The following is a 19659-nucleotide window of genomic DNA, read 5'->3' as shown; positions in this document are numbered from 1 at the left end:
AACGGTGGTCCAGGGGCGTCTCTGTGTTCTGGCGCGGCCGTCGCCGGTTCCATCGTGCCACGCGGGCTGACGCGTTCGGGCGTTTCGCTACGGCCGTTCACAGTGTTGATGTTGTAGGGTTTACTCGATCAGGTGACCCACCCGGTCACAAGACAAAAAGAAACCGCCGCCCCAAGCTTTGGCAGGCGAGGGCGACGGTTTCAACGACCCAAATCGTTCGGTGCCGATGGTACGGGTACACCCCACACCAGCGCTAGCCAGGTGTGGAACGTGTCGCAAACCCGAACCTGGCACCGGGCGGGGAAGGACCATCGTTGTCCCGCGACGAATTCATCGGCGGACTCCGCCGTGGCCGGATGGCTGGCGACCACTTCACGCTTGTCACCAACGCACTCGCCCGTGATCCCCGACTGAGCCTGAAGGCCAAGGGCCTGTTCCTGAACCTGGCCAGCCACAAGGAAGGCTTCGACATCACCGTCGACCTAATCGAGCGCCAGAACAAGGACGGCAAGACCGCCATCGACGGCGCGATCAAGGAGCTGCAGAAGTTCGGCTACGTCTACCGCGGCGAGCGAATCCGCTACCCCGCCGGGACCGTCGACAAGAACGGCAAGAACATCGGCGGCCTGTATGGGCCTTACACCTGGTGGGTGACCGATGACCCCGACGAGGTCGCCCAGATCCTGAAGCAGGTGGCCAAGGAGCGCGGCGACGACGCCGCCTGAACTGCCCCGAGCATGCCGAAAGCGGGCCCCCAACCGGTTAGGTTGGGGGCCCGCTGGCATCTCGTCGTTCCTACTGGTCGCAACCACATCGGATTTTCCGCACTGGTTCTGACCTGCGACGATGCGACAGGCTTCGGCGATGATCACGGAATGATCACACCAGTGCGGGTTTTCGGACATGGTGCGACCTGCATAAACGCCTGTTCGGGCAGGTCGCAACCAGTGCGGGAAAACCAACGTAGGTTTTTCCGCTCTCTTTAGAAGACCACCGGGAGAAGAACACTGGTTTATAGGAAGAACACCACCGGGGGGCTACGCCGCCCCCCGCGCCCCCCGCGCACGTAGGAAACCCCTCCTACGTCGGGGTTCCCTACGTAACAGACTTATGCGCAGCCAACTCTGGACGTGGTCGGGCGCTGGCCTGCTCTGGTGAGGGTGAGTTTCGTAAGTAGACGCGCGCGAGGCGGAGCCCTTCGACCCTGGCACCCGAGCGGCACAGCAAGCGCAGGCTGGAAGCGTGGAACCCTCCGACCAAGACCGAGAGATCGCCCGGATCGTCACCGTCGTTGCCGACCTCGTGGCGTCGGTACGTAGCGAGATCACCCAGCGTCGAGCAGCCGGGGAAGACACCACGTGGTTGGAGCAGGTGCTCGCCGAGCTGGAGCCAGTCGCCCAACAGACCCACGACCTGGAAATCACCCATGCGATCCGCAACGTGGTCACCCGCCACGGCGGTGGCCCATACCCGCCCAAGGACCTGGCGGCCATCGCCGGGATCGACGACATCGACGCGGTGCGGCGGGTCCTGGAGGAAATGGTGGCCGGCGGACTCGCCTGGCATGACGAACCGCGGGACGACTGACCGCGAATGTCAGGCTTGTCAGGCCACCACGCCACGCTGCCGATGTATCGAGCATGACTGACCACGAGGACAAGACGAGCGGCCACGAACGGCCCTACGAAGGGGCCCCCGACCTGCGTTCGTGGCTGGCCGCAGTGCTTCCAGAAGAAGACCCCGCCGACGACGGCCACATGGCGCCCCAAACCGAGTGATCGACGGCGCAGAACGCCTTGAGAGCCCTCGAACCTGCCACGAGGCACAAGATTGCCAACAAGACGATCAGGAGCCTGTACGGGCAAATGGGCCAGCAAACACGACGTACGGGGGCTCTTGATCCCCCGCGATGGCAGGCCACCACGCGATCAGCTGATCCCGCCCCATCAACAGCGCGACCATCATGGGCGATAGCAATCAGCACCGATGAGCCTGCAGAACACCGGAGGGGTTCCGATGACCAACACCGCCCAACGCCTCACAGCACGGCGCGTCACACTCACCGACGATGCTGGCCAGCCGATCCTGCAGGTCGTCACCACCAGTGGCGACGTCATCGACATCGAGGTCAGCTCACAGCAGCTGATGATGATCGCGACCCGGCCGCTGCACGGCATCACCTGCCCGAACTGCAAAGGAAGCGGTGAATCAGGCAAGCACCCGGACGGCGCGGGTATCCCGTGCATCCGCTGCGGCGGAACAGGTAAGGCCTAAAGAGCCCGGACATGGCGATGCCCCGCGGCCCAACCACGACACCGCGGGGCATCTTCTACCCTCACCCCGACCCGGCCAACCACCGGGCGAGCCTGTGCGATCAACAATAGCCGCAAGGCCCGACACCTGGAGGCCCTGAACTCCTGAAACTGTCCCGGGCCCCAAGTTGGAGGGATGCAATGGCATGGGAAGACGAACAACACAGGATGCACGGCATGCTGGACATCGACCGGATAACCCAGATCGAGGACATGCTCGCCGCCGATGCACTCGAAGATGACGATTTGGTTGGCGAGCTCAATATCGCAGGACTCGTTGGGCTTGCCCAGGTTGTGGACCGCTTGGCCAGCGAGCGCCCCTGAACCCGAAGGCCCGCGCCATGCGGAAAGACGACTGACCCGAAACCCTGACAAAGGGGGCTCCCGATACCCACACGTACCGGGAGCCCCTTCGTCAGGTCTGCGAGCGTCGGAGGCCGCGCCAGGATGCCCGAAGGCTCACGGACCCGCCCGTGCCCCACAACGCCGAATCGGCGGTCGTGTTCTTCGACGACATCCACAACACCATCTGCTGACCGGCTTTCAGGCAGAGCGTCGCCGAGCCCGAAAACACCTCGACCGAGCCACCAACCCCCTGCGCCCCGTACCTCTTCACCGGGTTGGCCAGGTAGTCCGGTGGTGCGAGGAACCCCCACCGGATCGAGCTATCACCGCCGCACCACTGCAGCGACCAGTCGAAGTCCCACTCCCCCTCAACCAACGCCGTGAACACCCCGGCCGAGTAGGTACAGCCTCGCGGCTCGTCCACCGTGGACGACAGGCACGTGACCGGCACAGTCGTGTTCCGCAGGGACTGCACCATCCCGGTACCGGACTGCCACGCCCCACCGAACGACCCCGCTGGGAGATCCTCGATCCGGCCGCCACGGGCGAGCGCGGGCAAGTACGGGGTCAACGCCGTGGCCATGAGCTGGTGGCCGGCCGCGGTCGGGTGCATCCCGTCCGTGGTTAGTCCGGCCTTCCACTTCCAGCCAGATGCGGGGTCGGTGATGGCATATCCGACGTCGACGATCCCGGCCAACGGGTGCTCGCCCTCGCCGGCGCGAACCGTCCGCCCGAACACCTGGATCGGGCAGCCATCCCGGAACCAGGTGCGGAGCCGTCCCCACACGCCATCAAGGCCGTTCGTGCCGCCCATGATCTGGTTCGCCCGCGACTGCCCGGCCAGCGTCGACCAGCCGTCCGTGCTCGCAGTCCACGGGGTGATCGTGGTGGCCCACACGTTCGGGCAGCGCTGCGCGAGGTAGCGCCACAGCGCGGTCATGCGGGCCTGCACCATCGCCGTGTTGCTCGAGATGTCGGTGGTGCCATCGGACCGCACAGCGTCGTTGCCGCCCAGGTCGGTGATCACGACGTTGTACCGGGCGAGCAGTTCATCCCGCCACGTCGTGACCTGCGTTGGCAACGACAGTGAATCGGCGCGCTGACCGGACACCGACATCCGGTAGTGCTGGGTCGCTCGCAACGCACGAGGGATGAACCCGCCGGTATCGCCGTCGATGTCGGAGTCGTACAGCCCCTGGAACAGCGAATCGCCCAGCGCCATCACGGTGTTGGGGTTGGGCGACAATCCCTCGACAACAGTCGGCATCGGCAGCGGCGTTCCGACCGGCATCGAGGTCTGGTCGGTGACCGGCTGCACCACCAAGTCGTCGGCCGCGCCCGGCCATGGCGCGGTCGGGAAGTCGCACACGAAGTCCCCGGCGATCGCATCCGCGCCGCTGACGATGCTGCCCACGCCGCCGGTGAAGGCGAGCAGGCCCACCGCCAGCCGCTCCCCTGCCAGCAGCCGCACATCACTAAGGTCAATCGGGTCGGACATGACTGTCTGCCCAGGTTGGACGGTCGCGGTGTCCGTCGTGCCCGTCCACGTCACCGGGAACAACCGCACCGGCCGCCACGGGCCGCCCGCCGCCGGCGACTGCCCGGCGGTCGTGGCCGCGCCCGCCACGTACCGCACGCCGTCGTGCAGCACCTGGTCCCCGACCGCGTAGGCCGTCGTCGCTGACCAGGTGGTGGAGCCGTTGACTTGCCGCCATGCCCCAGCCGGGTACTCGATGGACGCCCGGATCCACACCGGGTTCGGGCCGTCGACCTCCCCGGGGTCGTCAACCTGGCAGTAGACGTTGCGCCACTCCAGGCGAACCTGCTGGATGCCGTGTTGCAGCACCCGCCGCAGGGTGCGGCCGAACCGGGCCGGGGTCTGTGGGATCGCGTCGCGGCTCGGCGCCCCGGTGACCGGATCCAGGTAGTGCGGGTTCAGCGTCGAGCGGGTGGTGACCGGCTGCCACGAGCCGGCCAAGGATGCCGCCATGTCCGCAGTCCTTTCAAAGTCGTTGTTCCTGATCAGGGGGCGAGACACGAAAGAGCCCCCAGCGCCATCGGGCACTGGGGGCTGCTGTGCTTTCCGCCTCACTGGGCCTGCGTGGTGCTACTCGGCGGCGTCGGGCGCAGCGTGCTTCGCCTGCGGTGCGCCGATGCCGCTGCTGGGCGCGATCGGCCGGACGAAACCGGCGAAGTAGGTGCGCATCGAGAAGACCCACGCCGTGCCGATGGCCAGCAGATACGCCCGCCAGTCCGCGCCCGGGACAACAGCGACGGTCGACACCGCGCCGGTAATCGCCGACAACGCCGCAGTCACCACGGATTTCAGCTCGGTACGGGCCGCTGAGTGCGTGACCAGCTCGGTCAGCCACGGGATCACCAGGCCCACAAGTCCGGAGACGACCAGCGCGGTCAGCTCAACGTTGCTCATGCCGCCACACCTCCCGCCAGCCGCTGCGCCAACTCAGTAACGATCGCGTCGGCCTGCGCCTGGTTGTCCTCGCCGAGCGCTGCGCGTACGGACTCGGCCACGACCGGGCCGACGACATCGGCGAGCACCGGGCGCAGCGCAGCGGCGACCTTCGCGGGATCAGCCTGCCCGGCCGCGTTGATCATCGCCGGAAGCTGGAACAACAGGCCGTTGTTGTCGCGGATCGCCCTGACTGCCGACAGCTTGATCTTGCTGTTGGGATAGGTGGACAGCTGCTCGCCCAACAGTGCGTTGACGAGGTCGACGAGCATCGCGACGACCGTGCGCGGCCCGATGTCGGTGCCCCAGCCCTTCGGGACACCGTTGGCGTCCCACGAGCCGACCAGCTCTTTCTCGATGCGCTTCAAGCGCTCGTCCTGTTCGGGGGTCAAGTCGTCCTCCTCCTGTGCGGAAACGGCGCCAGATGCGCCACCAGAGCCGCCGAGCAGCGCGGCAAGCTGTTCGCGGGTGCCGCGGAATGCGTTGCAGTCGACCGGCGAACGGCCAGCGACCCGGCCCTGGTCGGTGAACTGCAGAACAGCGACGCTCAAACCCCCGTAGCCGCCCCACAGGCCATCCAGCCAGGTTTGGTTGCGGGCGTAGACCTCCGAGGCGCTACCGGCGCGATTGGAGGGGTATCGCGAATACCACAGCGGCGGCAGACCAGCCAGGGACGGCCGGCCGAGCTCGCGCCAGTACCACTCCGGCAAATACAACAAGGGCAGCAGATAGCCCTTGTCCCGCAACCGCTGGGTGAGATCCCGAGTCAGCGCGGCCGGGCCGCCACCCTTCTCCACGTCGAGGATCACCGGGCAGTCTTGCGGCACGACTCGTGCAATGTGGTCGGCCTGCGCCGCCGCGCTGACGCTGCCCTCCTGGTAGTGGTAGGCGGCATGCAGCAGGCCCGCGGCGCGGGCGGCGGCGAGGTTGCGGGCGAACTGGGGATCCACCCACGAACTGCCCTGCGTCGCTTTGATGAGGACGAAGTCGAAGCCCTCGGCCCGCGCCTTGTCCAGGTCGATTCCGGCCTGGTATCTCGAAATGTCGATACCCCAGATCACGCCGCCACCCCCTGCAGGTGCTGCCACTTCACGCGGGTGTGGCGGGCGTCAGCGAGCGCGTTGTGCTCCGCGCCGTCCTGCTCGGGGAACTCGGTGACACCGAGCCGCACGGCCTCCTGCTGCACGTCCATCGTGTGCATCGGAATCCCGATCGGGAGGTCCATCATCGTGCCCCAGAGCTGGCACAGGACGACATGGTCGTATGCGCCATAGTCGGCCCACAGCTCCGGCTTGCCATCCCGTAGCAGGAAGTCGCGCACCTCCTCCGCGATGCGCTTGCGGTGCTTGACCAGCGGATCGGCGAAGTCGATCGGCAACCGACCCGGGATCGAGTGCCGCCGGTCCCCGTGCCCCTGAGGCAAGTGCGGGACGACGTTGGCCATCAGCCACGCATGCTTTTTGATCCGCCGCCACGGGGCGTCTTCGACGACGGCGTAGTACTCGCGGCCGTCCTCGGCGACGATGCCGATCGAGATCAGGTCGATAGTTCGGCCGTCCTCGATGAACTCGGTGTCGTACCAGTGCCTCATGGGCGCCCCTTGGTAGTCGGTAGCAGCCCGCCGTTTTCGTCCGGCGGCGGACGGGTGGCGGTGACCGTCGTCGTCTCGGTCGTGGTCTCGGTTGTGGTTTCTGTCGGCGGAGCAGTCGGCCCGCCGGATGCTGTGCACGAGTACGTCGGCGCCGTTTCCGGGCTGCCCTCGTCACGGGTGCACCGCTCGGTCGAGCCGTCGGCGCGCTGCACCGTCCAACTCGCCGGCGGTGCGCCACGCGCTCCACGGGGAAGCTCGCCGGCGTCCTGCGTGGTGCCGTCGTCGTAGGTGATGATCAGGCGGCCCGTAGAGCCGTCCACCGACGCGATGCCCCGCCCGGGAGCGCCGTCGCGGCCCACGATCCGACCGAGGTTCTCGCGGGCGCCGTCGCTGTAGATGACGACCAGGTCGACGCCGTCAAGCACCGTGGCGACCACGCCGCGCCCTGGCTCCCCGGTCGCCCCCGTCGCGCCGGGCTGCCCAACGACCTGCCCGACATCACGCCGGGTGCCATCGGTGTACGACACGACCAGGCGCCCGGCCTCGATCGCTGTTGAGGTGATGCCGCGCCCGTCCTCACCCGGCACCAGCTCCAGCACCGGTGGCGCTTGCTGCTTCACCTCGGCCGCCTTCTGGCACGCCTGGCCAGCACGATCACGGACGCTCTGATCCGTCGCACATAGCTGATCCAGCGGGGCGGCCACAGCCTTCGCATCCGCTGCAAGCGCAGACACCTGCGCCTGCAACGCCTCCTGCTCCGCACGCGCCCCTGCACGGTCCACGAAGTAGAGGACAGCGAAAGCCGCGACCGCGGCGACGACGATGCCCGCCATCGCAAACAGCGGCCAGTTCCGGCGGGACGTACTACGGGCGGCGTCTTTGGCTGCCTGTCTCGCACGATCACTGATCACGGTTCCCCCTGTGCCAGCTTGCGTAACTGAGCTTCGAGCTCGGCGATCTTCTTGCTCTGCTCGTCATCGATCTCGGATGCGGCTTTCTCCGCGGCGGCTTTCGCCTGCCGGTTGCCGCTGCGAATCGCGGTGACCACAACACCGATCGCACCGCCAACAGCGGTGATGAGGGTTCCGATCGCGCCGAGCAGTGTCGAGATGTCACCCACGACGTGCCCTCCATGGGGATCAGGCAGGGGCGGGAGTCGAATAAAAATCCGCGTACGACACCAGACCGGACGTGTTGGTGCGCGCTGCGTCGACGTACCAGCCGGCGCCGTCGTTGCGCAGCACAATCGACGTGTTCGCTGCGTACGACGGCGACGAGGAGCCCATCAGCAGATACAGCGTGGTGCTGGACGCGGCGAGCCCCGCGTTGATCTGGTGCGCGGCAAGGAAGTCCGCCACTGGCTGGGTGTTCGTGCCGTCCCACGTTTGCGCAGCCCACAGCGTGGGCGGGACGACGTAGCGGGGATACGACGGGTCGGTCATTGGTCGCTCTCTTTCGCTCAGAGGCCCACGCTCAGAGGCCCATCCAGGTGGCCGACAGCAGGTTTCCGTTCGCGCGCCAGATCCCCACCGATCCGCCAGTCGTCCAGCACGCTGCGTAGATCGACACGGGTTGGTTGGCGGCGAGGGTGAGCGTCGTGCTCGATGAGATGGCGTCGGCGACGCCTGAGTTGAGCCCGTACCGCTGCCCGCCGGGTGTGTTGCTGGCGGTGCCGAGCGCTAGGTAGATCGCGCGCATCGCCGACGCGCCGCCGACGAACTGCACGGTGAACGTGAACATCCAGCGGCCCGCACGGGTGGGAGTGAACGTGCCCGCGGACAGCGAGCATCCGACTGGGCTGCCGATCAGCACACCGATATCGGTGATCTTCACGCCCACGCCGCCGCCACCGGAGCCGTTGGAGATGGTGGTTCCGCCGGCGTTGGCGCCGTCATCGGTCCAATCCCCGCACGGGGTGGACGCGATGCTGCCGCTGCGCCCCAGCTCATCGAGCCGCTGCCGCACCGCGGCAACCTCGGTGCGCATGGTCGCCGGCACCGGCGCCCGCCCCGGCGGAATCGAAGGCATCGTCATGCGACCACACCCCCCATCACCTGCAGATCAAGCGTCGCTGTCCACGGATCCATCCCGGAGCCGATCGACAAGATCCGGCACGCGTACTGGGCGTCATAGATCCACGCGTGATCGCGCACCTGCATCACCGCGGTGTCTCCCGTAGAGAGCGCCTCGATCGACGGTGACCCGGTCGGTAGCCCGGACGGGTTGCGGCCATCGATGCGGATCGTGGCCTGCGCCGTCCACAACGGAGGCATGAAAGTCCGCAGGGTGCCGGTGGCGTACGAGGAGATCACCGCTTGCGAGGTCTCCGACAGGTGCGTGGTGTCGGCGGTCTGCATCCACGGCCACCCTGCCGCCGGCCAGGTCATGTCAGAGATTTCGGCGTAGGTAAAGGTCCCGGAGGTGGTCCGGTTGTCCGCGCCTTTTGCGATCACTCCGAACGCCTGGCGACTGCCGTCGAGCGTCGTCTTCAGCGACTGGCATGCCTGCCGGTAATCCCAGACGTGCGGGTAGCCGAGCTGTCCAAGTCGCGGTTCGCCGACCCGCATGCGCCACACGATCGCCTGCTGCGACGAGTCATTCCACTCGCACACGAACTCGATTTCAGGCCCGGCATCCTGTTGCGTGAGCTCGGTAAGGCGTTGCCCGGTGTAGGCCAAATCCGTGACGGCGTAGGTGACCGTCGCCGACCCGGCGACCAGGTCCGGCAGCCGGATCGGCAGCGCGTACTGGCCGGCGTTGGCCAGGTAGATGCCCACCAGGCGCGCCGCCACCGATCCCCAGGACAGGCTGCGGTTGGCCAGGTCGGGGCTGGTCGGCGAGAAGATCACGTCGGCCTGTGTCACAGACTGACCTGCTCCGCAGTAGGCCACCAGCGCTTTTTTCCCGAGGAACTCCCACAGCGTGGCCGTGCGCACCGTCGCCGAGAACCCTTGCATGTCGTCGAAGTCGAACCCGGTCAACAGCCCGGCCTGCAAGATGCTGTTGCCGTAGGCGTAGACGACGGTCCAGCGCCACGGCTCGGTGAGCATGGTGTACGTGTCGTCGTCCAGGCGAGGGGATAGCGACACTTGCGCGGTGAGTGAGCCGGTGTTGTTCAGCTGCCGCTGCCACGTCGGAACCTGGTTGCCCATGGGCAACTCGGCGTGCACCTGGCCGGTCACAGTGTTGGCCAGCAGTAACCGGTGACCGCCGGCAGCGGGCGTGGTCATGCTGGCACGACCTGCACCGTCAGGGGGTTACGCACGTCAGCGCCCCACGTGACGCTACCGCCGCCGAGCACGTCGATTTTCAGACGGACCGTGCTCGCGCCGGTGAAAATGGTGCCGCCGATCGGCACGACCGGACACCGGTTGTCCCCGCCCGGCCCTGCCGTGGCGATCGCGCCGGCGAAAGGCCCGTTGTTGACGTTGCAGTAGTAGTTGATCGTCGTCGGCGACGAGATCGAAATGAGCTTGAACAGCGTCGAGGCGATCACCCGGTACGGAAACCCTGGATCCGGGATGTTCAGGCTGATCAGCGTGTTGTTCGCGCCGGTGATCACGCCGGTGACGTTGTTGTTGCCGTCCGGGGTGCCCGGATAGGTCTGGGTGAACGTGGCGCCCATCGTGCCCCGCCACAGGCTCTGTGTGGCGTCCCAGTAGTCCATCAGCTGCGGCCACGGCGCCGCCGCCTTGCGGATCCGCAGCTCCCCGTCGATGCGGCCCGTGTCCAGCACCGAGTCGCCCGGCAGCATGTACCTCACCCCGCCAGTGAGCGCGGTCGACATCCGCTTGTCGGTGATGTTGCTGCTGGTGATCGTGGTGACGGTCGCATTGACCCGGACCTCGGCCAGCTTCACCGCCCCATCCGGCAGGTCCGTCCGCGCAACCGGACTCGCCGCAGGCGTCCCAGTGAGCACGTCGACGACTGGGCCGTGCCCAGGGTCGGTCGGGATCGACGCCTGGTCGTAGACCGTCGCGAAGATGACGTCGATGCGCGGGTTGGTGGCGTTCGCGGTCGAAATCGGCACCACGATCGTCGATTCCGACCAGCCCAGATACGGGCCCTGGCCGGTGCGCTCGCACACCAGGTGCCCGGCGAGTACGTCGACGTTCATGCTCGCGGTGGTCTGCTGCTGCACCCGCAGCGACGTGCAGCCGCTCACGTCCCAGTTGTGCGGCAGCACGCCGTTGCGCACCGCCAACGGGTTCGCGGACTTGACGTCTGGCAGCAGCAAACCCGAGATGAACTTCCGCATGTCCCGGCCGTTGTTCAGGCCGGTGATGCCGTCCGCCGCTGTGAGTGGGACGGCGTCGGTCAGCGCGACAGCCATTTGTGGACCGGGCCTTTCAGTAGTAGGAGACGCGCCAGCTGGCGGTCATGCTCGCCTGCGCGTTCTGCACCTCGGCCGTGAACCGGACGTCGACAGAACCGCCGGCGGGAATCTGGAACCAGTTCGCGCGGGTCAGATAGCTGCGCCGGTTGACGCCGTTGAGCTGCACCGCACCGGATCCGGTGTTGATGACCAGCACGTCAGTCGATGACAGCACCCCGTTGTAGGTGATCCACGACGTGCCAGTGGAGATCGACGGGTTCTGCGCCGGGCCGGTAATCGTCGCGATCACATCGGCCGGCGCGGTCCCGTCGGTGTTGTCCAGCCGCACCACGCCGGTACTCACCGGCGCACCCCACGACAGCCCGGATCCCCCGGTCGGGCCGTTCCACCGCGTACCGGAGCCGCCGGCGGGCCCGTTCCAGGCCACGCCCCCGGCCCCGGACTGCGCCATCTGTGTTGATGCGGTGCGGGTGACCACGTCCAACAGGCGAGGCTCGGGCGCGGTGAACTGCAGCGAGTAGTCCAGCCACGCCGAACCGGCCATGCTGATGGTCGGCTTGTCGCTACGGCGCACCATCGCCTCACATTCGCCGAGCTCGTCGCGGATGCGCAGCGACAGCATCGACCCATCCCCCCCGAGCCCGACCAGGGCACGCATCGCCCGCAACCGGTCGGCATGGCCTGGGGCCTTCGCCGACCCGTTGAGCACGATCACACGTTTTCCCGCGTAGGCCGGACCGTCGTAGGCACCGTGAGCGGTCGGGCGGTCCACGAACGTCGTGCGCATCGGCACCCCGTCACGCCACCCGGTCACCGACCGATGCCACCAGGTCACCCCAGCGGCATCGGTCGACGGCTGGCCGAGCGTGACCGCGTTGGCCAACGTCACCGTCGTACTCATCCGTCCAACTCCTTCAACGCTGCGGTCATGTGCCGGGCTGATGCCGCCGCCAACTCCTCCGGCTCCCACTGGTTTCCGGCAAACGACTGCTGCACCGTCACCGGCGGCCGGGCAGACAGGGCAGCCTCGATGCGCACCAGCCGCGTCACGAGTTCGTCTTCCTGCCCGCGGGTGCGGACGTTTTCCGGGTGGCGGGTGCCGTTGTAGGTGAGCGTGTAGCCGGGTTCCAGCGCCCCGCCGTTGTCGTAGCCGCCCGGCCGATTCAGAGCAGCCAAGCTGCCGTAGCGGTGGATGGCGTAGTTGAGTCCGGCGTAGGTGTTGGCCAGCGGGTTCGTGCTCGTGCCGTACAAAAACGGTCCAGTGCCGCGGAACGGGCCAGCCCAGCGTTGATACGTCGGCCCGATGACCTGCATCAACCCGACCGATGGGGTTCCCTTGCGCCAGTTGGAGTCCCAGGTGTTGACCACGGTGGGATTGCCGCCGGACTCCTGGTTCATGCGCCGTGACACCGTCGGCAACCAGCTCGCGGGCTGACCCAGCATCGACAGGGCTTGCAGGATGACGCTGGACCACCGGGACACATCGCCGCCGCCAGCACCAGCCAGCATGTCCCGGAAGACACCGGCGATCCGGTCTCCGAACGACGCGGTGCGTCGATTCAGCCAGGTTTGCGCGGCACCACCGAGGTCCGTCGTGAACGGTGAGTACCCCAACCCGACCGGGCCACCCACAGCCAGTCGTTTGACCGGGATGGGCTGCCCGCCCTTGGCTAACTGGTTCTGGTTGATCGCCTCGATCAGCGGGTAATACGCCCTGGTAGAGGCGGCGTTGATGACGTACTCGCCGTTGGACAACAGGGTCGGGATCGAATCCGACGTGCTGGTACCCGGCCCATACACGGGACCACCAGCCGCCCGAGTCCGGTAACCCAGGTACGCGTCCGTTTTGAAGTCGAACTGGTCGTACCACTCGCCGCTGGCGGTAACCTTGATGTTCTTGTCCTGGATGCCCTGCAACTCTGTGTTGGTGTTTCTCGCGAACTGCCGAGCCTGTTCCTCGGCGGAGTTGTACTGGCCAGGTAGGCCGCCCACCGAGCGCAGCAACTCGTCGACAGCATCACGGTTGCCGTAGACCTTGATGGCGTTGTCGCGCAGCGCCTGTTCGTTCTGCCGCAGCGCTTCCTTAGCGGCGTTGACGTCGCCGGTCTGCTGCTGCACCGCCTGCGCGTGATTCACCGCAGCCTGCAAGCTGTTCAGGATGGCTTGCCGGTTCGCGACACCTGCTGCCGTGTTGGCGTCCAACGTCACGCCGTTGGCCCGGACGGAGTTGGACAGGCCGATGACGGCTTGCTGGAACGACAGCGCTGCTTGCTCAGCGCCCAGGTTCCGGCCGATCAACGCATCCAGCGCCGCCCGGAACGCGTTGGTCTCCTGCTCGGCGGTGCCGGTGGCGTTCGCCAGGTTCATAAACGCCCGAATCAACGGGTCTGTCGTGACCTGAGTACTGACTATCGCCGCCGCGAGATCACGGTTTTTCACGGCCGCATCGCCATACGTGGCACGCAACAAGTCCAGATAGCCCTGCGCCTGCTGGGCGGCCTCGCCCTGCGCGGTGAACATCCGCGCCGTGCCATGCCCAGTGTCCACCGTCTTGGAGCCGTTGACGATCAAACCGGCCAGGCGGGCGTTCACCGCGTCATAGGCGCCCGCGTTGCCCAACGCGATATCAGTCAGCTCGGTCAAGGACACCCCGACCCGGCGGAACGTGTCGTAGGACGCATCGCCCTGTATTTGCTGCGCGGTGGTCTTACGGACGTTCTCGTCGATCGCGTTGTTGGACTCCCGCAACGCCGACGCCACCGACTCCACCAGGCTCTTGTGCGCCTGCGCCTTCTCCGCGGCCTTCTGCTGCGACGCAGCCAGCAGACCGAGCGCCACCGTGGCGCCAGCAATCGCCAACCCCAGCGGCCCGGCGAGACCCTCCGCCAACGCGGCGACCTTCCCCGACATGTTCGCCGCCCGAGGAGAGACGCCTTCCATCCGCGCACCCAGGTTCAGGATTCCCCCGGCCAACGCGGTGATGCCGCCCGTCACCGCGCCCGCGCCCTTGAGCGCGGCCCACGTGACCAGCGCCGTCGCGCCGACCGTGCCCAGAATCCCATCGAACGGGCCAAGGATCGTGGTCAGCGCATCCACCACCCCGGCGACGACCCGCAGCGCCAGCGTCAGCACCGGCATCGCACCGTCCGCCAGCCCGGTGACCGTGCGCGCCACCCCACCGATCGCGGCGTTCATCTGCGCCGAGTTCGACGCCCAGATCGACGCCAGATCATTAATGACCGTAGTCACTGCACCGATCACCGACCGGACGATGCTGCCCGTCGAGGTGAACACGGTCCCGAAGGTGCCGGCGTGCGCCGACAGCGACGTCAGCGCCTCACCACCGGTCAACCCCAGATCGGCCAGCAGATTCGCGAAGCCCTGCGCCACCGGCTGCCCGTTACGCAACGCCGCGGTTACCCCGGGGACGGCGTTGTCGGCCATGTTGACCAGGCCCGTGGTGACGATCGCGATCTGCGGGTTGGCTGCCGCCATCGCGCCCCGCATCTGCACACCCAGGATCCGCACTTCGGCGTCCAGCGTGCGAAGGGCGTTGTCCAGCGCGGGAACGCTCTGGGAGGTGATGTCCTTACCAACGTCGATGACATCGGTCTTGAGCTGCTCGAACGACGCGCGGATCTGCTCGTTGTTGTGCTGCGCCACCGCAGCCAGAGCCACGAACCCCGCCCCAACGGATCCGATCAGCGCGGCACCGATCAATGGTGCCCCGGCGACGATTCCGGCGGCAATGAGCTTCGTTGTGGTCCTCATGCCGGACAGCAGGGTGCTTCTCGACGCTTCCGAGGCAGACCTGCCGACCTCGTCGCCGGCCTTTGTGGCGGCGGCCCAGTCGGCGGTGGCCACGACTGGCACGTTGATGGCCCTGGCCTCCTGCAGATTTCGCCAGGTAGCCATGCGTGCGCCAGCGCCGACGGTGTCGACATTGATGCCGACCGCGAGCGCTTTGGCTTCCTGGAGCCGCCGCCAGTCCGCCAGGCGCACCCCAGCACGGGCGGCGTCGACGTCCAAGCGCACCGAGATCGGGTCGCGTTCGAACCGGTCCGCGTCCTTGCGTGCCTGCTGTAGACCCCGCTGAAACGGGGTGCGATCGATGGTGAGGCTGGCCTCCACGGCGCCGGCATCGAATGCCACGACCCCACCGCCTTTCATTCAATTCGGAATCCGGCCGCCAGCAGCGCCTCGTCCGAGGACTGCCCGTCGCCCTGATCCGGGCCGGACAGTTCGGCGTCGAGTTCCTCGACATAGAGCCGCTGTTGCCACCACGGCAGCCGATCCCACTCATCGACCGAAAACCCCAGGTAGCGGCGCACCATGTAGTAAGTGCGCCGCTGATCAGGCCCGCCTGTCAGCGGCTCGTAGCGGGCCTCGCGCCTTCCGGGTTGTTCAGCTCCCCGGACAGCCAGCCCATGAACGCCTGGAACCCGCGATGTCCCAGCGCCTCCAGGTCAGCGCGGGACGGGGAGCCGTCGCACAGTTCCGCCACAGCGTCCAGGTTTTCCTCGCCGATGGCGTTCATGTCGTCCTCGGTCAGCTCGGACAGCAGCTTGGCGATCGCTTCGGTGTCGGACGGGTTGGGCCGTTCCTTCCCGATGACCGAGAGGTTGTCGGCAATCCTCGAGTTGTAGCGGTTGACTGCCTTCGGTGAGGGCTCCGGGACAGTGCCCCGTAGGCCGCCGCCGAGGTGGTAGTCCAGTGCTTTGACCTGCTTGGAAAGGTCGAATCCCATCGTCATGTCCTCTCAGGTCAGAGCGCTTCGGCGTCCATGTTCTTGATCGTCACCTGCGACGGGGCGACCAACGAACGGAGACTGATCGCATAGGTGCGTGGCGAGTTGCTGCGCCGGTAGGTCGTCTTCACATCCGCGACCGACTTCACCCGCGGAATCAGGATGCGCCGCCAGAACCCCTTGTCGTTCTGACCCTCCAAGCCGAGCACCAAGTCATCCATCTCATCGGCGATGACCAGCGTCGACGTGCCCGGAACACCAGTCGCAGCGGCCGTAGTAGTGATCGTGCCGCCCCCGTAGGCCCACTTCATCGTCTGCAACGTGTCCTGGGCGAGATCGACATCCACCGTGAACGTCAGCGATTTGGTGCGCTCGTCCACCGGCGTCATCTGCTCCTCGATGACGATCTGGTCGGTGTCACGGCTGTAGTTGAAGCTGACGCCCTCCATGGTCGCGCCGATCGGCACCCACGGGGTCGTCCACGCCGTGCCCAGATCGACGGTTTCAGCCGGCAGAGATGGGGGCGTAGTGGGGTTGTAGGGGGCCAGGTAGACCGCGGCCAACCCGGTCAGAACCTTGGGGCCGTCGTACTGCGGAATAAGAGCCGGCATCGCGGACCTCTCTCAAGACGAAACCCCCGCGCTGACCAGCTACGGGGGTGGGGAAACGGGAAACAGGAACGGGCTACAGCTCGCGCAGCTGGATACCGGATCGCGCGGCGGCCTCACGGACCTGATCAGCGGTTTTCGCGTCCAACTCCACACCGGCCTCGGTGATCAGGGTGTCGCCGACGCGGAACTCTGCGACGAACGGCGGCGGTGCCAGCCGCACTGTCCCGCTCGTGGTCTTGGTCGTGGCCGGGGCCTGCGTGGCGGGCTCAGCGGCGTCCTGCGCAGCCCGTTCTTCGGCGGTCAGCTTCCGCTCAGCCATTCGAAACCTCCATGATCGTCGTGAGGTAGGTGCACACCATCTCGGTTCGATTTGCCGCGTCTGGGACGGCCGACAGCAGCGCCGGCCGCCCACCAGAGCGGGTCACCGCAGTCAGCTGCACGATCCCAAGCGTGGCCGGGAAATCAGCGCCCAGGATGCGCCGGTCTGCGTCGTAGGCAATCGCCTCGCAGTCGTCCGGATCCATCTGCGCGCCTCGGCACCGCAGTTGAAACCCTGGGCTGTCGGCGAGACCCTCCATGCTCAACCCCGTGCCTGGTAGCGGGGTGACCACGGCGATCCGGTCTGGCATCTCCGGGATCCGCTGCGTCCCGGGGTGCAGCGGCACCGTGATCCCCAGCGTTTGCAGCCAGTCGATGATGTCCTTGGTGGCCCACATCGTCAGTCCTCGTACTGCTCGGGATGCAGGTGCCGGTGTCGTTGACCGTGACGGCGCTGTTCCTTGAGCTCCTGCTCAGTCAGCCGGCGCTGTTTCGGCGGCCGGTCGTAGACCGTGCGCCCGTCGTCCTTGACCATCGGGTGTCCCGATTCGCGCAGGTTGCTGTACTCGATCGGCGCGTGCACCTCGACCTGCCTCGACAGGTCTTCCATCGCCTCCGCCATCGCTGGAGCCGGGCCCCGTTCGTCCAGTACAGCGTCGGCGATGTTCTGCAGGTAGCGGCGATGCTCGGTGTGCAGCGGCTGCTCCAAATACTTCGCCTGCCCGCCGCGGGGATGCCGCCAGGTCAGCTCCTCATGCTGCCGACGTGCATAGATTTGGTCGATGACGAGACGGCCTTGCAGGTCGCCGTCGCCGACACGCTCAGCCAGCTCCCGGATCCGTTCGCTGAAATCACCAGCCATCACGCACCCCCAAACCGAAATCGGACAGCCCAAAAAGGTCTCCGCCGTAGCGGTTCCGGGCGGTCAGCAGCCCACCGGTTTCCGACGTGCCCGGCTCGACCGGCAGGTCGATCTGGCCGCCCGCGATCTGCCCCAACAGCTGCATCGCCTGCTGATAGCGCAACACCACCGGATCCCGATCGGTCTCGTAGTCCAGGCCCTGCCGGTACGTCAGATCCGCGAGGTAGGCGGCGATGTCGCGGGTGATGTCGACGACCAGCTGCGGCACCGCATCCGCGGGGAACGGGACCGTGTAGCGGCCCGCCAGCCGGCCGTCGACCTGCGCCTGCGCAGAGGCGATGTGTCCGGTGATCGCGGCGTCATCTAGCGACGCGGCCGTGTTGGCGAACTGGCTCGGATCCCGGGCCAGCACGGCACGCACCTCGTCCACCTGCGCGTACATGGTCAGCCCTCAGCCTTGCCGGGCTCGGACTCTTCAGTCTTCGCCTGGCGCCGCTGGGCCTTCTCCACCACCGGCTGCAACGCGCCGTACTCGGATGCCAGGCGGTCGCCCAGGTCCTTGTCCAAGTCGACGATCTCGCCGCGCTCGTAGATGCGGCCCTCGTGGGTCACCGCGTTGTGGAGCACCTCGAACTTCGCCATCGGTCACACCCCTCACACGTTGTTGATGACGCAGATGGCCTTGGGCTGGTCGATGCCGATCGCCGACGCACGCTGCACGTCCGCCCGCCACATCTTCCGGGGCTCATCCCGGTACATCGGAGTCGCCCGTAACGGCAGCTCGTCGCTGATGAACCCCATGACGTTGCGCTGGCACACGATCGCTTTGCCTGTTGGAACCCGCGGGGATACCACGACGTCGAGGCCCATGATCTGGTTCGGCAGTTTGCCGGTGTACTTCAGGTTTTCGTCGGCGAGGTTGCCCTGGTAGATGGGGTTGTTGAACTGGTCGCTGTTCAGCAGGTCGAACTTGGTCGTCCTGTTGACCACCAGCGTGTCGGCAGCGAATCCGAACTGGGCGCCCTGGGCGGACACCGCAGTCTCCACGGCCTTGCGGGCGGCGTTGATGTCCCTGCGGATGTCCACCGACGCGCCTGCCCACGCCGCTGTCGCGGTTACCGTGCTGATGCCCGCGTTAGTCAGCAGCGTGTTCAAGAACGCATCATCCCAGCTTTGGATCATGGTGTTCTTGGCTTGCTGAAGCCTTCGGGTGACGGGGTCGAGAACCTGGCGGCGCTGCTCCTCGTCGGAGACGGTGATGGCCACGGCGCGCTCGGAGACGAACACCACGCGCGGGTCGCCAACCGAGGTGCTGATCACGGGAACCTCGGCGAACTCTGCGCGGATCTCGGCGCCGTCGTCGGCGTACAGCGGGGTGGACTCGTTGAATCTCACCGCGCCGCTCTGGTTGATTCCGCCGTTACGTAGGATCGCGTCCGCCAAGAACCCCTGGTCCAGCATGTTGTAGACCATGTCGCGGATGCGCAACGGGTCCTTGATGAAGTCATTGACTGTGACCCGGGGGCCGTCAAAGCTGCTCACAACCTTGGTGGTCATGGGTTGTTACTCCACTTCTCGTGATGGGGCCTTGAGCCGAGTCAGAAGATTCGGGCGCGGCCGACCGCGCCGGCTGCGACACCCAACGGTTCGGTGCAGATTCCGACGATCTGCCGGGCATCCGCCGCGGCAGCGGTGCCACTGATCGCCGTGACCTGCCCGTTGGCGGCAGTGATGAGCTTGTCGCCGAAGTTGGTGGCAGCGTTGTAGGTGACGCGGATATCGCAGTCACGGGCGACGGAGACCTGCGCCGCAGGCCACCCCGTGTTGATCGGGTTCGTCGGCGCCGAACCAGCGGGCTGCGCGTCGTTGAGCGCAACACCGAGCACGTTGGCGGCAGCCGCGCCAGCGGGGCCAATCTTTCCGCCGCTGGTGGGAACAACCAGCTGACCACCGGTAACAGCCACCGACACCTCGAACGTGTCCGGGCCCTGAACCTGACGGGGGAACACACCAGACATGGAATGTCTCCTGACATGGAAAAACCCCCGACCATGCGGGGGTTACAAC

At 66.8% G+C, this 19659-nt stretch carries 27 protein-coding genes; 5 read left to right on the top strand and 22 right to left on the bottom strand.

The genetic code is table 11. The annotated features are described in order from the left end of the window. The first annotated feature begins 314 nt into the window (after nt 1–314). The 5 genes from DL519_RS44610 (at nt 315) to DL519_RS44590 (ending at nt 2636) form a co-directional block, all read left to right on the top strand. The gene (locus DL519_RS44610) at nt 315–725 is read left to right on the top strand and encodes a hypothetical protein (RefSeq protein ID WP_190824699.1); all 411 of its coding nucleotides are present in this window, start codon (nt 315–317) and stop codon (nt 723–725) included. 517 nt (nt 726–1242) lie between these two features. Continuing rightward, on the top strand, nt 1243–1587 hold the full coding sequence (locus tag DL519_RS48170) for a hypothetical protein (RefSeq protein WP_223840493.1): 345 nt from the start codon (nt 1243–1245) through the stop codon (nt 1585–1587). Between the two features lie 53 nt (nt 1588–1640). After that, nucleotides 1641–1778, top strand: coding sequence for a hypothetical protein (locus DL519_RS44600; RefSeq protein WP_190824698.1), 138 nt, complete (start codon nt 1641–1643; stop codon nt 1776–1778). A gap of 208 nt (nt 1779–1986) precedes the next feature. Then, on the top strand, nt 1987–2274 hold the full coding sequence (locus tag DL519_RS44595; protein ID WP_190824697.1) for a hypothetical protein: 288 nt from the start codon (nt 1987–1989) through the stop codon (nt 2272–2274). Nucleotides 2275–2489: 215 nt separating this feature from the next. Continuing rightward, nucleotides 2490–2636 carry a hypothetical protein gene (locus DL519_RS44590; protein WP_190824696.1) on the top strand — a complete coding sequence of 49 codons (147 nt, stop codon included), beginning with the start codon at nt 2490–2492 and terminating at the stop codon, nt 2634–2636. Nucleotides 2637–2727: 91 nt separating this feature from the next. Here the strand turns inward: DL519_RS44590 and DL519_RS44585 are convergent, their stop codons facing one another. The 22 genes from DL519_RS44585 to DL519_RS44480 form a co-directional block, all read right to left on the bottom strand. Beyond that, nucleotides 2728–4647 carry a GDSL-type esterase/lipase family protein gene (locus tag DL519_RS44585; protein ID WP_190824695.1) on the bottom strand — a complete coding sequence of 640 codons (1920 nt, stop codon included), beginning with the start codon at nt 4645–4647 and terminating at the stop codon, nt 2728–2730. 117 nt (nt 4648–4764) lie between these two features. After that, the gene (locus DL519_RS44580; protein ID WP_190824694.1) at nt 4765–5088 is read right to left on the bottom strand and encodes a hypothetical protein; all 324 of its coding nucleotides are present in this window, start codon (nt 5086–5088) and stop codon (nt 4765–4767) included. After that, complete coding sequence (locus DL519_RS44575) at nt 5085–6188, bottom strand: glycoside hydrolase family 25 protein (protein WP_190824693.1); 1104 nt, start codon at nt 6186–6188, stop codon at nt 5085–5087. Before DL519_RS44575 ends, DL519_RS44580 begins: the two co-directional genes overlap by 4 nt. Next, a complete protein-coding gene (locus DL519_RS44570; RefSeq protein WP_190824692.1) occupies nt 6185–6718 on the bottom strand; it encodes a 3'-5' exoribonuclease domain-containing protein in 534 nt (177 codons plus the stop codon). The genes DL519_RS44575 and DL519_RS44570 overlap by 4 nt, the downstream gene beginning before the upstream one ends. Further along, nucleotides 6715–7629 carry a hypothetical protein gene (locus tag DL519_RS44565; protein ID WP_223840492.1) on the bottom strand — a complete coding sequence of 305 codons (915 nt, stop codon included), beginning with the start codon at nt 7627–7629 and terminating at the stop codon, nt 6715–6717. Before DL519_RS44565 ends, DL519_RS44570 begins: the two co-directional genes overlap by 4 nt. Further along, a complete protein-coding gene (locus DL519_RS44560) occupies nt 7626–7838 on the bottom strand; it encodes a hypothetical protein (protein WP_190824690.1) in 213 nt (70 codons plus the stop codon). The genes DL519_RS44565 and DL519_RS44560 overlap by 4 nt, the downstream gene beginning before the upstream one ends. A gap of 19 nt (nt 7839–7857) precedes the next feature. Beyond that, nucleotides 7858–8160 carry a hypothetical protein gene (locus DL519_RS44555; protein WP_190824689.1) on the bottom strand — a complete coding sequence of 101 codons (303 nt, stop codon included), beginning with the start codon at nt 8158–8160 and terminating at the stop codon, nt 7858–7860. A 31-nt stretch (nt 8161–8191) separates the two neighbouring features. Further along, entirely contained in the window at nt 8192–8752 is a 561-nt protein-coding gene (locus tag DL519_RS44550) for a hypothetical protein (RefSeq protein ID WP_190824688.1), read from the bottom strand. Beyond that, nucleotides 8749–9948 (bottom strand): hypothetical protein, encoded by a 1200-nt coding sequence (locus DL519_RS44545; protein ID WP_190824687.1) that lies wholly within the window; start codon nt 9946–9948, stop codon nt 8749–8751. Before DL519_RS44545 ends, DL519_RS44550 begins: the two co-directional genes overlap by 4 nt. Then, nucleotides 9945–11051 (bottom strand): hypothetical protein, encoded by a 1107-nt coding sequence (locus DL519_RS44540; protein WP_190824686.1) that lies wholly within the window; start codon nt 11049–11051, stop codon nt 9945–9947. Before DL519_RS44540 ends, DL519_RS44545 begins: the two co-directional genes overlap by 4 nt. Before the next feature lie 16 nt (nt 11052–11067). Next, complete coding sequence (locus DL519_RS44535) at nt 11068–11955, bottom strand: phage distal tail protein (RefSeq protein ID WP_190824685.1); 888 nt, start codon at nt 11953–11955, stop codon at nt 11068–11070. Further along, nucleotides 11952–15206, bottom strand: a complete 3255-nt coding sequence (locus tag DL519_RS44530) for a lytic transglycosylase domain-containing protein (RefSeq protein WP_223840491.1) — start codon at nt 15204–15206, stop codon at nt 11952–11954. Before DL519_RS44530 ends, DL519_RS44535 begins: the two co-directional genes overlap by 4 nt. A gap of 14 nt (nt 15207–15220) precedes the next feature. Further along, nucleotides 15221–15388: a hypothetical protein gene (locus DL519_RS44525; RefSeq protein ID WP_190824684.1), complete on the bottom strand. Its 168-nt coding sequence runs from the start codon at nt 15386–15388 to the stop codon at nt 15221–15223. Nucleotides 15389–15420: 32 nt separating this feature from the next. Continuing rightward, complete coding sequence (locus tag DL519_RS44520) at nt 15421–15801, bottom strand: hypothetical protein (protein ID WP_190824683.1); 381 nt, start codon at nt 15799–15801, stop codon at nt 15421–15423. Nucleotides 15802–15818: 17 nt separating this feature from the next. Then, complete coding sequence (locus DL519_RS44515; RefSeq protein ID WP_190824682.1) at nt 15819–16412, bottom strand: phage tail tube protein; 594 nt, start codon at nt 16410–16412, stop codon at nt 15819–15821. Nucleotides 16413–16485: 73 nt separating this feature from the next. Then, entirely contained in the window at nt 16486–16731 is a 246-nt protein-coding gene (locus DL519_RS44510; protein ID WP_190824681.1) for a hypothetical protein, read from the bottom strand. Next, nucleotides 16724–17128, bottom strand: coding sequence for a phage tail terminator protein (locus tag DL519_RS44505; RefSeq protein ID WP_190824680.1), 405 nt, complete (start codon nt 17126–17128; stop codon nt 16724–16726). Before DL519_RS44505 ends, DL519_RS44510 begins: the two co-directional genes overlap by 8 nt. A 2-nt stretch (nt 17129–17130) precedes the next feature. Further along, the gene (locus DL519_RS44500) at nt 17131–17592 is read right to left on the bottom strand and encodes a hypothetical protein (protein ID WP_190824679.1); all 462 of its coding nucleotides are present in this window, start codon (nt 17590–17592) and stop codon (nt 17131–17133) included. Next, nucleotides 17582–18034 (bottom strand): phage protein Gp36 family protein, encoded by a 453-nt coding sequence (locus DL519_RS44495; protein WP_190824678.1) that lies wholly within the window; start codon nt 18032–18034, stop codon nt 17582–17584. Before DL519_RS44495 ends, DL519_RS44500 begins: the two co-directional genes overlap by 11 nt. A gap of 2 nt (nt 18035–18036) precedes the next feature. Continuing rightward, entirely contained in the window at nt 18037–18234 is a 198-nt protein-coding gene (locus DL519_RS44490) for a hypothetical protein (protein WP_190824677.1), read from the bottom strand. A gap of 12 nt (nt 18235–18246) precedes the next feature. Next, entirely contained in the window at nt 18247–19149 is a 903-nt protein-coding gene (locus DL519_RS44485; RefSeq protein WP_190824676.1) for a phage major capsid protein, read from the bottom strand. Between the two features lie 41 nt (nt 19150–19190). After that, nucleotides 19191–19610 (bottom strand): hypothetical protein, encoded by a 420-nt coding sequence (locus tag DL519_RS44480; protein WP_190824675.1) that lies wholly within the window; start codon nt 19608–19610, stop codon nt 19191–19193. Nucleotides 19611–19659 lie beyond the last annotated feature (49 nt).

The organism is Saccharopolyspora pogona (assembly GCF_014697215.1).
GTDB classification, from domain to species: domain Bacteria; phylum Actinomycetota; class Actinomycetes; order Mycobacteriales; family Pseudonocardiaceae; genus Saccharopolyspora; species Saccharopolyspora hattusasensis.
The sequence above is the reverse complement of the archived record's forward strand: the minus strand, read 5'-3'. Positions and strand labels throughout refer to the sequence as shown.